Origin of the sequence: Streptomyces sp. ATexAB-D23 (assembly GCF_000373645.1) — a bacterium.
In the GTDB taxonomy this organism is placed as follows: domain Bacteria; phylum Actinomycetota; class Actinomycetes; order Streptomycetales; family Streptomycetaceae; genus Streptomyces; species Streptomyces castrisilvae.
Window position 1 is genome coordinate 491,106 of sequence record NZ_KB892013.1, and the last position, 11,361, is coordinate 502,466.

11 protein-coding genes are annotated in these 11,361 nt (G+C 72.2%); 2 read left to right on the forward strand and 9 right to left on the reverse strand.

The window, feature by feature from the left end; genetic code table 11:
• Positions 1-3: 3 nt before the first annotated feature.
• The 6 genes from hydA to B082_RS0115285 form a co-directional block, all read right to left on the reverse strand.
• The gene (gene hydA, locus B082_RS0115260) at positions 4-1,404 is read right to left on the reverse strand and encodes a dihydropyrimidinase (RefSeq protein WP_018552677.1); all 1,401 of its coding nucleotides are present in this window, start codon (positions 1,402-1,404) and stop codon (positions 4-6) included.
• Between the two features lie 80 nt (positions 1,405-1,484).
• On the reverse strand, positions 1,485-2,768 hold the full coding sequence (locus B082_RS0115265) for an aspartate aminotransferase family protein (protein ID WP_018552678.1): 1,284 nt from the start codon (positions 2,766-2,768) through the stop codon (positions 1,485-1,487).
• Positions 2,765-3,607: a nitrilase-related carbon-nitrogen hydrolase gene (locus tag B082_RS0115270; protein WP_018552679.1), complete on the reverse strand. Its 843-nt coding sequence runs from the start codon at positions 3,605-3,607 to the stop codon at positions 2,765-2,767. Before B082_RS0115270 ends, B082_RS0115265 begins: the two co-directional genes overlap by 4 nt.
• A 182-nt stretch (positions 3,608-3,789) precedes the next feature.
• The gene (locus B082_RS0115275) at positions 3,790-5,100 is read right to left on the reverse strand and encodes a hypothetical protein (RefSeq protein ID WP_018552680.1); all 1,311 of its coding nucleotides are present in this window, start codon (positions 5,098-5,100) and stop codon (positions 3,790-3,792) included.
• A gap of 132 nt (positions 5,101-5,232) precedes the next feature.
• On the reverse strand, positions 5,233-5,613 hold the full coding sequence (locus B082_RS0115280; RefSeq protein WP_018552681.1) for a PPOX class F420-dependent oxidoreductase: 381 nt from the start codon (positions 5,611-5,613) through the stop codon (positions 5,233-5,235).
• A 28-nt stretch (positions 5,614-5,641) separates the two neighbouring features.
• Positions 5,642-5,911, reverse strand: a complete 270-nt coding sequence (locus B082_RS0115285) for a helix-turn-helix domain-containing protein (protein WP_018552682.1) — start codon at positions 5,909-5,911, stop codon at positions 5,642-5,644.
• A 41-nt stretch (positions 5,912-5,952) separates the two neighbouring features.
• Between B082_RS0115285 and map the strand changes: the two genes are divergently transcribed.
• Positions 5,953-6,720, forward strand: a complete 768-nt coding sequence (gene map / locus B082_RS0115290) for a type I methionyl aminopeptidase (RefSeq protein ID WP_018552683.1) — start codon at positions 5,953-5,955, stop codon at positions 6,718-6,720.
• Between the two features lie 5 nt (positions 6,721-6,725).
• Here the strand turns inward: map and B082_RS0115295 are convergent, their stop codons facing one another.
• The 3 genes from B082_RS0115295 to B082_RS0115305 form a co-directional block, all read right to left on the reverse strand.
• Positions 6,726-7,538, reverse strand: a complete 813-nt coding sequence (locus B082_RS0115295) for a glycoside hydrolase family 75 protein (RefSeq protein ID WP_018552684.1) — start codon at positions 7,536-7,538, stop codon at positions 6,726-6,728.
• A gap of 83 nt (positions 7,539-7,621) precedes the next feature.
• Positions 7,622-9,430 (reverse strand): gamma-glutamyltransferase, encoded by a 1,809-nt coding sequence (gene ggt, locus B082_RS0115300; protein WP_026249815.1) that lies wholly within the window; start codon positions 9,428-9,430, stop codon positions 7,622-7,624.
• 289 nt (positions 9,431-9,719) lie between these two features.
• Positions 9,720-10,166: a hypothetical protein gene (locus tag B082_RS0115305; protein WP_158688874.1), complete on the reverse strand. Its 447-nt coding sequence runs from the start codon at positions 10,164-10,166 to the stop codon at positions 9,720-9,722.
• Positions 10,167-10,452: 286 nt separating this feature from the next.
• On the opposite strand from B082_RS0115305, the gene B082_RS0115310 reads away from it, so the two are divergent.
• A complete protein-coding gene (locus B082_RS0115310; RefSeq protein WP_018552687.1) occupies positions 10,453-11,358 on the forward strand; it encodes a sterol desaturase family protein in 906 nt (301 codons plus the stop codon).
• Positions 11,359-11,361: the final 3 nt, after the last annotated feature.

An 11,361-nucleotide genomic window follows, 5' to 3' on the forward strand; every position in this document is an offset into this window, starting at 1 on the left:
CTCCTAGTCCAGGTACTGACAGGTGGCGCGGGGCGTGTAGATGCCGTGACCGGCACGGCCGGTGTAGGTGCGGCGGTCGATGACGACCTCACCGCGCGAGAGGACGGTCTCCACCCGGCCGGTGAGCCGCTTGCCCTCGTACGCCGAGTAGTCGACGTTCATGTGGTGGGTGGTGGCCGACACGGTCTGTTCGGCCACCGGGTCGTAGACGACGATGTCGGCGTCCGCGCCGGGCGCGATGGTGCCCTTCTTCGGGTAGAGGCCGAACATCCGGGCCGGGGACGCGCAGGCGATCTCGATCCAGCGGCGGCGCGAGATGTGGCCGTCGACGACGGCCTGGTGCAGGAGGTCCATGCGGTTCTCGACGCCCGGCATGCCGTTGGGGATCTTCGAGAAGTCGCCGCGGCCCATCTCCTTCTGGCCGGAGAAGCAGAAGGGGCAGTGGTCGGTGGAGACGACCTGGAGTTCGTTGTTGCGCAGCCCGCGCCAGAGGGTTTCCTGGTGTTCCCTGGGCCGCAGCGGGGTGGAGCAGACGTATTTGGCGCCCTCGAAGTCCGGCTCGGCGAGGTTGTCGGTGGACAGGAAGAGGTACTGCGGGCAGGTCTCGCCGAAGACGGGCAGCCCCTTGTGGCGGGCGGCGGCGATCTCGGCGACGGCCTCGTCCGCGGAGACGTGCACGACGTACAGGGGCGATCCGGCGACGCGGGCGAGCTGGATCGCCCGGTGCGTGGCCTCGGCCTCCAGCGCCACCTTCCGTACGTCCCCGTGGTGGCGGGGGTCGGTGCGGCCCGCGGCGAGCGCCTGCTCGACCAGGACGTCGATGGCGATGCCGTTCTCCGCGTGCATCATGATCAGGCCGCCGTTGGACTCGGCCCGCTGCATGGCGCGCAGGATCTGTCCGTCGTCGCTGTAGAAGACGCCCGGGTAGGCCATGAACAGCTTGAAGGACGTGATGCCCTCCGCCACCAGGAGGTCCATCTCCTTGAGCGAGGACTCGTTCACGTCGGCGAGGATCATGTGGAACGCGTAGTCGATGGCGCAGTTGCCGTCCGCCTTGGCGTACCAGGCGTCGAGGCCCTCGCGCAGTGAGCGGCCGACCGACTGGATGGCGAAGTCCACGATGGTGGTGGTGCCGCCCCAGGCCGCGGCGCGGGTGCCGGTCTCGAAGGTGTCGGCGGCGTAGGTGCCGCCGAACGGCATCTCCATGTGGGTGTGCGCGTCGACGCCGCCCGGGATGACGTACTTGCCGGTGGCGTCGATGGTCCGCTCGGCGCTCCAGCCGGCCGCCTCGTCGGTGCCGTGGGCGGCGAGCGCGGCGACGCGGCCGCCGTCGACGAGTACGTCCGCGTGCATCTCGTCCGACGCGGTGACGACCAGGCCACCGCGGATGACGGTACGGCTCATGGATTCCCCTCCTGGTTGTGCTGAAGGTGGAGCGGGGTGCGGGGCCTGGCCGGCCGCCGCACCCACGCCGTTGTCAGCTCTCAGCCCGCCGCGCGCAGCGCGTCGGCGAGGATCTCCGCGCCCTCCTCGGCCTCCGGGATCGCGAGCGAGAGGGGCGGTGCGATGCGCAGCACGCTGGTGTTGTGGCCGCCTCCCTTGCCGATGAGCAGGCCGCCTTCGCGGGCCGCCTCCAGGACGGCGGCGGCCGCCTCGGGGTCGGCCTCGTCGGTGCCGGGCTTCACCAGTTCGACCCCGATCATGAGGCCCCGGCCGCGCACCTCCCGTACCCGCTCCGAGGCCGCGCCGACCGCGCGCAGCCGCTCGATGAGCAGGCCGCCGACCCGGCGGGCGTTGCCCTGGAGGTCGTGTTCGAGGAGGTACGAGAGGTTGGCGAGGCCGGCCGCCATGGTGACCGGGGACCCGCCGAACGTCGAGATGGAGTTGGCGTCCAGGCAGTTCATGACCTCGGCACGGGCGACGACCCCGCCGATGGACATGCCGTTGCCGATGCCCTTGGCGAAGGTGAGGATGTCGGGCGGCCCGTTCTGCGCGTGGGCCTGCCAGCCCCAGAAGTGTTCGCCGGAGCGCCCCCAGCCGGTCTGCACCTCGTCGGAGATCCACAGGATGCCGTGGCGGTCCAGGACTTCGCGGAACGCTCCGTACAGGCCGTCGGGCGGCGAGGTGAAGCCGCCGACGCCCTGGATGGGTTCGGCGATCAGCGCGGCCGGGGTCCGGGTGTGGCCGAGGAGGTCCTCCAGGTCCGCGACGCAGGCGGCGGTGAACTCCGCGTCGCTCAGGTGCGCGTAGGGGCCGCGGGTGCGGACGCCGCCGTGCACGTAGAGCGTCTGGAGGGGCGAGAGGCTGGTGGGCGACCAGGCGTTGTTGCCGGTGATGGAGACCGCGGAGAAGGACCGGCCGTGGTAGCTGTTGCGCATCGCGAGGATCTGGTTCGACCTGCGGTACGTGGTGGCCAGGAGCAGGGCCGTGTCGTTGGCCTCGGTGCCGGACGTGGTGAAGAAGACCCGGGCGTCGGGGATGCCGGAGAGCGAGGCGATGCGCTCGGCCAGTTCGATCATCGGGCGGTTCAGGTAGAGCGTGGAGGAGTGGATGATCCGCCCGGCCTGCTCGCTGACCGCCTTGGTGACCTCGGGCAGGGCGTGGGCGGTCATGGTGGTGAGGATGCCGCCGAAGAAGTCGAGGTAGCGGTTGCCGTCGGCGTCCCAGACGTAACGGCCCTCGCCGTGGGTGATCTCCAGCGGGTGGCGGTAGTAGAGCGCCAGCCAGTCGGGGCTGACGGCGAGGTGGCGGTGGTGGAGGCTGCTCACGGCTCGACCAGCCCCTCGTACGCGTCGGGGCGGCGGTCCCGGTAGAACGCCCACTGCTGCCGTACCTCTTCGATGAGCCCGAAGTCCAGGTCGCGAACGAGGAGTTCCTCCTCCTTGTCGCTGGCGACGTCGCCGACGAACTGGCCGCGCGGGTCCACGAAGTAGCTGGTGCCGTAGAAGTCGTTGTCGCCGTACTCCTCCTGGCCGACGCGGTTGATCGCGGCGATGAAGTACTCGTTGGCGACGGCGGACGCGGGCTGTTCCAGCTGCCAGAGGTAGCCGGAGAGACCGCGCGAGGTGGCCGACGGGTTGTACACCAACTGGGCTCCGTTCAGGCCCAGTTGTCGCCAGCCCTCGGGGAAGTGGCGGTCGTAGCAGATGTAGACGCCGACCTTGCCCACCGCGGTGTCGAAGACGGGCCAGCCGACATTGCCGGGTTTGAAGTAGTACTTCTCCCAGAACCCCTTGACCTGCGGGATGTGGTGCTTGCGGTACTTGCCGAGGTACGAGCCGTCCGCGTCGATCACGGCGGCGGTGTTGTAGTAGAAGCCGGACTGCTCCAGCTCGAAGACCGGGACGACGATCACCATGCCGGTCTCGCGGGCCAGTTCCCGCATCCGGCTGACGGTCGGGCCGTCCGGTACCGGCTCGGCCCAGCGGTAGTGCTCCGGCTCCTGCACCTGGCAGAAGTAGGGGGCGTTGAACACCTCCTGGAAGCCGATGATCTGCGCCCCTTGCCGGGCGGCCTCGCGGGCGTGCTCCTCGTGCTTCGCGATCATGGATTCGGTGTCGCCGGTCCAGGTCGCCTGGACGAGGGCGGCGCGTACGACGTGGGACATGAGCTGCTCCTTCGACGCGGCGTCAGAGAGCCTCTTGGTGCTTCTACGCCCGTAGACACGTGCGTAGGGGAGAACGTAAGCCCCGTCACACGGCGGGGCAAGACCATCGCAGTGAACCGGCTGAGTCGATCATGTTTCACACCCGTGCGGGCCAGTGCGGGCGGCGGCGCGCCACGCGCCGCTCAGCCGATGCCCGCCACCCGCAGGGCGTGCTCCACGTCCCGCTCCCGCGCGACGGACACCGCACGGGCCGCCGCCAGCAGTTGCGGTACGAGCTGACGCGGATCGCTCTCCGCGACCCTGGCCGCGTCCTGCGGTGAACGCACCCGGACGAAGGCGCCGAGCAGCGCCTGCGCCTGGGCGGACCGGCCGGCCCGGCCGAGGGCGGCCACGGCGTCGGCGATCTCGGCGGCCGGCCGGGCCACGCCCTGGCGCAGCAGCTGCCCGCAGTCGTCCGGGCGTCCCGCGGCCGCGAGGGCGTCCGCGGCGGCCGCCAGCGCGGTCGGCGGCAGCGAGGCCACCTCCCACAGCAGGGTCGCCCAGTCCGCGCCGAGCCCCGCGCGGTGGAGTTCGACGGCGAGGAGCGGCAGCCGCTCCGCGGGCAGCGCGGCCGCCTCGCAGAGCACGGCGTGCGCCTCACCGCTGCGGCCCTCGGCGCGCAGCCGGAGCAGGGCGCCGACGGTCGTCCGGGCGGACCGGAGGGCGGCGGGGTCGGGAGGGGTGCCGCGCGGCGCGGCACTCTCCCCGGCAGGGGCACCGCCGAAGCGCGCACCGCGCGGTGAGGCGGCGGGCGGGGCGGGCAGTACGGGCACGGCCTCCACGAACCCCTCGTCGTCGGCCTCCAGCCCGGCGTACCGGGCGCCTCGGGGCTTCCCGCGAACGCGGGCCGGAGGTGCGGGAGGCGTGGCGGCCGGGGTGGGGCCGGGCGGGCGGCGCCGTGCCGGGACCACCGCCTCCGTGTCGGCGGTCTCCGCCGCACCCCCCGGCGGCTCCGGGTGCTCAGCCGCCGCCTCCCGCACCGCCTCCAGCCGTCCGCGCAGCTCGGCGCAGCGGGCCGTGGCGCGTTCGTGGTCGTCGCGGGCCCAGGCGGCGGCCTCCGCGTCCGCCCCCGCCCCGCCGCCCGACCGGGCCGTCCGCAACCGGTACGCCGCGTGCGCCTGTTCGCGCAGCATCAGCTGGAGCCGCTCCGCCAGCTGCTCGCGCCCGCCGGGGCGGCGGTCGTGGGCGACGGCGCAGTCCGCGTAGAGGGCGGCCGCCCGTACGGACGCCTGTTCCGCGTACGCGGCGCCGCGTACGGCCGCGAGGTCCGCGAAGAGTGAGTCCACCACGTCCCAGGGGGGCAGTTCCGCTCCCTCCAGGCAGGCCCGCATCCCCTCGGGGTCGCGCCGGCAGAAGACGCCGTACCACCCCCGTCCGGGATCGAGCAGCGCCGCCAGCTCTCGCAGGCTGCGTGCGAACTCCCCTATGGACACCGCTTGCTGATGCACCGTCATCGTCGCCCTCGGCCGCCGTGGACTGGAACGTTCCAGTGGACGGCATTCGACCGCAGCCGTGTTTCGGGACGGCTACGCGCAGTTTGCGGGCCGGAGGCGGCCGGTACGCGGGCGGGGCGCGCGGGCAGGCGGTCAGAAGGTGATGGCGATCCCGGTGTGCGGGCGCTTGCCGAGCCGGACGATCATCGCCGGGTAGTCGAGCAGCCAGTACTTCCAGGTGTACTTGCGGCCGATGGCGCGGCGCACGGCGGCCGTCCCGCGCTCGTCGAGCAGCCTGCCGGTCCCCTCGGCGCTCACGGCGCCCTCCTCGGTCCGGCCGCGCACATCGCAGACGGTGACCCTGACCCGGCTGTCGTTGCGCAGTCGCTTGACCTTCCAGGAGTCGGTCCTGGTCCAGACGACCAGCTCGTCGCCGTCGGCCGCCGCCCAGACCGGGGTGGCGACCGGCGTGCCGTCCTTGCGGTACGTGGTGAGGCTGACGTACTCGCTGCGGGCGAAGTCCTGGAGGCTCATGGGCCCAGCGTAGGCCGTGCTCCCCGCGCTATCCGGCCAGAGGCACGACCTCCGGCACCGCGGCGCAGCTCACCAGCAGCTCGTCCATGGAGAGGCCGAGCGCGCCGGCCACGGCGGCGACGGTGAAGAACGCGGGGGTGGGGGCGCGGCCGGTCTCGATCTTCCGCAGGGTCTCGGCCGAGATTCCGGCGCGGGCGGCGATCTCGGTCATGCTGCGGCCGGCGCGCGCTTCCCGCAGCAGCAGGCCGAGCCGTTCGCCGCGCAGGCGCTCTTCGGGGGTCAGGGGGGTTCGTACCATGCCGTCATTCTAATACCGCCCGGACCGGTATAGTAATTGGCATGGTGCAACTCAAGACAGACACATCCATCGAAGCCATGCGCGCGACCGGCCGGGTCGTGGCACAGATGCTGACAGCAGCCCGGGAAGCGGCCGCCATCGGCGTGACCCTGCGCGAACTCGACGAGGTGGCGCGCGGGGTGCTGCGCGAGGCGGGCGCCGGCTCGCCGTTCCTCGGATACCGGCCGCACTTCGCCCCGGTCCCCTTCCCCGCGGTCATCTGCGCGTCGGTCAACGACGCGATCGTGCACGGCATCCCGACCGACTACCGGCTGCGCGACGGCGACCTGGTGAGCATCGACGCGGGCGCGACCCTGGACGGCTGGGCCGGCGACTCGGCGATCAGCTTCACCGTGGGCAGGGCCCGCCCGGCCGACACCCGGCTCATCGACACCGCGTACGCGGCCCTGGACGCGGGTATCGCCGCGGCCACCGTCGGCAACCGGATCGGTGACATCGCGCACGCCATCGGCACGGTCTGCCGCACCGCCGGCTACGGCATCCCCGAGGGGTTCGGCGGGCACGGCGTGGGCCGCGAGATGCACGAGGACCCGGGCGTGCCCAACGAGGGCCGGCCGGGGCGCGGCATGCCGCTGCGGCACGGGATGGTGCTGGCCATCGAGCCGATGCTGATCGCCGGCGGGGTGGACACCTACCGGGCGGACCGGGACGGCTGGACGCTGCGGTCGACCGACGGCAGCCGGGCCGCGCACGCCGAGCACACCGTGGCGATCACGGACGACGGCCCCCGTATCCTGACCGCCCTCTGAGCGCGCTACTCGCGCACGAACTGCTCGGCGAGCGCCCGTCCCGCCGCCACGGCGGCGCCGTGGTCCTCGATCGGTGACACCTCGGAGCCGGGGAACAGGATGTACGTGACCCCGGAGCCGGCGCCGCCGCTCCTCGGGTCCGGATCGATGCCGAGGGACTTCGCCGTGGCGTACGAGGCCTCCCCGACGATCCGCTCCGGGCCGACGTCACCGACGACGGCGTACTCCACCCTGTCGCCGTGCACGACGGCGACGACCCCGCCGCCCCTGATCCCGGCCGCCGCGTAGTCCCAGACGCCGCTGCGGCCCGGCACGACGACGTACGGCAGCCGCTCGGCGTTCAGCGGTTTGCCGTCCGAGGTGTGGAACGCGGTGTCGCCGTGGAAGGACGGATCGGTGCCCGTGTTGCAGGCGGCCGTCACCTGCCCGTCGCAGTCGATGTCCATGTCCGCCTTCCAGAACACCGCACCGGGCATGCCGCAGACCGGGACCGTCGCCGAAGTCCCCTCATCCGTGCGGTACTCGCCGTGCGAAACCTGCGTACAGGCCGACACCTTGGCCAGCAGTTCGGCCGCGCCGACCGGCCCTCTTCGGTCACGGGACGGGGAGGGTGCGGAGCGGTGCGCCCGGACGGGCGCCCGGTGGACCCGTGCGACCGGTGCGAGGCGCGGCGCCGACAGGGCGGGACGGGGCGCCGGCGCGGGGGCGGCGAGTGCGGCGTCCGGGCCCGCCGCCGCCACCACGAGGGTGGCGGGGGCGGGCGTGCCGGCCGTGAGGAGCGCGGCACCGGAGGCCGTGACGAGGGCAAGCGTTCGCATACGCACTGGGGGGCGCCCTTCTGGCGAGGAGATGGTCCTTGCGGCGTGAGCCGCCGTGCGCCCCCCCTGTCGGCTCCGGGCGGTCAGGGCCGCCCGCTCGGCCTCACCACCATCGCCGAGCCGCCGCCGCGCCGCTCCTTCTCGGCGGCCGCGAGCCACCGTCCGTCGGGCAGCCGCTGCACACCGGTCGCCGCCCCGATCTCCGGGTTGAGCTTGAAGACATGGCCCAGGGATTCCAGCCGGGCCCTCAACGGGCTGTTCCACAGCGCCGGTTCGAGCTCGGTGGCCGCCGCGTTGCGCTGGCTGGCGCGGGGCGCGGCGATGGCGTCGACCAGCGGGAGCCCCCGGTCGACCGTGCCGATCAGCGACTGGAGCACGGTGGTGATGATGGTGGCCCCGCCGGGTGAGCCGAGGGCGAGCACGGGCTGCCCGTGCCGGAGCACGATGGTCGGCGAGATGGACGAGCGCGGGCGCTTGCCCGGTCCCGGCAGGTTCGGGTCGTGGACGGCCGGGTCGGCCGGTGCGAAGGAGAAGTCGGTCAGCTCGTTGTTGAGCAGGTAGCCCCGCCCCGGCACCGTGATGCCGCTGCCGCCGGTCTGCTCGATGGTCAGGGTGTACGCGACGACGTTGCCCCACTTGTCGGCGGTCGTCAGGTGGGTGGTGTTCTCCCCCTCGTACGTGGTCGGCGCGGCCTTGCCGGTGGACCGGCAGTCGCCCGGGTGGCGCGGGTCGCCCGGGGCGAGCGGGCTCGCCAGCACCGAGTCGTCCTTGATCAGGCACTCCCGGGCGTCCGCGAACCGCTGGCTGAGCAGGCCCTTGGTCGGTACGTCCTCGAAGGCCGGGTCACCGACCCACCGCCCCCGGTCGGCGAACGCGACGCGGCTCGCCTCGATGTAGCGGTGCAGGTACTTCTCCTCGCTCACCCGCGAAAGGTCCGTGGACTCCAGGATGTTGAGGGCCTCGCCCACCGTCGTGCCACCGGAGGAGGACGGCGCCATGCCGTACACGTCGAGCCCCCGGTAGTTCACCTTCGTGGGCGCCCGGCGCAGCGCGCGGTAGGAGCGCAGGTCCTTCGCGGTCAGGTCGCCCGGCCGCACGACCCGGCCGGACGCGGGGTCGACGGGCGGGTTGCGCACGGTCCGCACGACGTCGTCGGCCAGCTTGCCCCGGTAGAGCTCGTCGACCCCGTTGCGGCCGACCTCCTCGTAGGTGCGGGCGAGGTCCGGGTTCTTGAACACCGAGCCGACCGCGGGCGGCTTCCCGCCGGGCAGGAACAGCTTCCGGGTGGCCGGGAAGTCACGGAACCTGGCCTCGTTGTCCGCGGTCTGCGAGCGGAACGTTTCATCCACGACGAACCCGTTGCGGGCCAGCCGTTCTGCGGGCTTGAGGACCTGGCGCAGCGAGGTGCTCCCCCAGGCGTCCAGCGCCGCGTCCCAGGTGGCGGGCGTGCCTGGGGTGCCGACCCCGAGCCCACTGGTCACCGCGTCCTCGAAGGCGAGGGGTTCGCCGTTCTCCAGGAAGAGGGAGGAGTCCGCGCTGCGCGGGGCGGTCTCGCGGCCGTCGATGGTCTGGACGGTACGGGTGCGGGCGTCGTAGTAGACGAAGTACCCGCCACCGCCGAGTCCCGCCGAATACGGCTCGGTCACCCCGAGCGCGGCGGCGGTCGCCACGGCGGCGTCCACCGCGTTGCCGCCCTTGCGCAGCACCTCGATCCCGGCGGCCGTGGCGTCCGCGTCGACGCTGGAGACCGCGCCCCCGTATCCCGCCGCCACGGGCGACTTGGGCGGTGGTGCGGCCGGATGGGCGGACGAGGACGGGGCAGCGGCCCCGACCGACACAACGGCGGCGAGAATCGCCGACAACGACACATTCCGCCTGACGGAACGTCGCATGCGCACCTCCGGTGACAGATCGTCCGCGCAGGGTAGCGCCGCCCCGGCCGTCCCGTCAGGTCCGCCTCGAACTTGAGGCCGAATGCCCGCCGACATGCCCGCCAGGACTGACCACGTACGCAACCTCGTCCTGAGCGTGGGCCGCCGGCGTCAGCGCGGCCCCCGGCCTCGGTCGTGGCGCCGGTCGGTCGGTGATACGAGCCTCGCGCCGAAGGCGGGTGGCGCTGCCGCCCTCCACGACTGGTCACGGTCCGAGATGGCCGAAGGACGAGAGCCGGGCCTTGCCCCCTCAAGCCTCCCCTTGATCCTGGACACCTGGAGACCGGGACCTGAGGTTCCAGAGGAAGAGGAAGTAGCACCAAGTGGGAAACAAGTACACGAAGCGGGACACCGAGGAGTTCAAGCGGGACACGATCGCGCTCGTCGACTCCTCGGGGTAGACGGTCACTGCGGTCGCCCGGGAGTCGGGCATCGGCTCCGAGTCCTTGCGTGGCTGGTACCGCCGGGCCAAGGCCGACCGGGGGAAGGCACCCCGGGCGAGCTGACCGGCGCCGAGCGCGACGAACTGCGCCGGCTGCGCAAGGAGAACCGCGAGCAGCAGCAGACGATCGAGATCCTGAAAGGAGCGACGGACTTCTTCGTCGAGGAGAGCGACCGGTGATCGCGTTGCACCGGCTGATGTCGCGTTCCGCCCGTGGCCCCACACGCGCTCCCGCAAGGTGATGGTTTCGGGCATATCCGCCGGGCCCGGGACCCCGCGGTAACCGCTCTCCACGCGGGTGGCGACCGCATGGCCGGCGCCGCCCACGCGAGTGCGGAATCGTTCCTTCCGGTCACCGGCACCCCGTGCCCTCCGCCCCGCCCCACGGGCACCGAACAATGAAAAGAACTTCTTCTTATAAATTACCCTCGCGCGCCCCCCTTTCCGCGCTGGCCAAAAAACGCCGTTCACTCATTCACGGCCCCTCACGTCCGCTGCTACTCTGCGAACCCCCTATTCGGATGTGATGGAGATTCTCCGCATGGAAGATCGACCCGATACGGGGTCGCTGCCGGCGAATGCGTGGACCACCGGCGCGTCCGCCCGCGAGTGTCTCCGCTATGCCGCGTACCCGATTCTGCTCCTGTCCGCAGTCTGGCTCTTCACCTCGGTTCTGCGCTTCGGCTGGGACCGGGGCCAGGCCATCCAGCTCTTCCTGATCGGCACCATCATCTATCTCGCGGCGCTGGAGCGGCTGATCCCGCACCGGACCGACTGGCACCCGAGCGGCCGGGAACTGTGCTGGTACGCAGCCTATTTCGGGTTCACCATGGTCGGCGCCGTGCTCGGCAAGTCGGTCGTCGCGGCCGTTCTGGCCGCGACCCCCGTCACGGGACCCGGGCTCGCGCTCGGGGCCGAGGTGCCCCTCGCGCTGCTGGCCTCCTCACTGGCCGGCTACCTCGCCCACCGCTGGGCGCATTCCAATCGGTGGCTGTGGAAGGTACACGGAATTCATCACGTCCCGGGAAAAGTGAACGTCGCCAATAACGGCGTCAACCACCTACTGGATGTCGCCTTCAAACAGGGCGCGGTCCAATTGACACTGGGATTTCTCGGATTCTCCGCCGACTGCCTTTTCGCGGTGGCGCTCTTCACCCTTGTCCAAGGCTATTTCGTGCACGCGAACGTGGACGTCCGACTCGGTCCGCTCCACCACGTCCTGGCCAGCCCCGAGCAACACCGGCTGCACCACAGCGCCGACCTGGCCGAGGCCGGCCACTTCGGCGTGGACCTCTCGGTCTGGGACCGCCTCTTCGGCAGTTTCACCTGGCGACCGGACCGCCGCCCGGCGACCGTCGGTGTCAAGGACCCCGCCACGTTCCCGGAGACCGGCTCGATCGTCGCCAGCCTGCTCCACCCTGTGCGCCGCCCGCCGCACACCGCGTAGCCC

Coding starts and splice junctions, on each gene's coding strand:
- hydA (WP_018552677.1), bottom strand. CDS start 1,404: ATGAGCCGTACCGTCATCCGCGGTGGCCTGGTCGTCACCGCGTCGGAC.
- B082_RS0115270 (WP_018552679.1), bottom strand. CDS start 3,607: ATGTCCCACGTCGTACGCGCCGCCCTCGTCCAGGCGACCTGGACCGGC.
- B082_RS0115275 (WP_018552680.1), bottom strand. CDS start 5,100: ATGACGGTGCATCAGCAAGCGGTGTCCATAGGGGAGTTCGCACGCAGC.
- B082_RS0115280 (WP_018552681.1), bottom strand. CDS start 5,613: ATGAGCCTCCAGGACTTCGCCCGCAGCGAGTACGTCAGCCTCACCACG.
- B082_RS0115285 (WP_018552682.1), bottom strand. CDS start 5,911: ATGGTACGAACCCCCCTGACCCCCGAAGAGCGCCTGCGCGGCGAACGG.
- map (WP_018552683.1), top strand. CDS start 5,953: ATGGTGCAACTCAAGACAGACACATCCATCGAAGCCATGCGCGCGACC.
- B082_RS0115295 (WP_018552684.1), bottom strand. CDS start 7,538: ATGCGAACGCTTGCCCTCGTCACGGCCTCCGGTGCCGCGCTCCTCACG.
- ggt (WP_026249815.1), bottom strand. CDS start 9,430: ATGCGACGTTCCGTCAGGCGGAATGTGTCGTTGTCGGCGATTCTCGCC.
- B082_RS0115305 (WP_158688874.1), bottom strand. CDS start 10,166: ATGCCCGAAACCATCACCTTGCGGGAGCGCGTGTGGGGCCACGGGCGG.
- B082_RS0115310 (WP_018552687.1), top strand. CDS start 10,453: ATGGAAGATCGACCCGATACGGGGTCGCTGCCGGCGAATGCGTGGACC.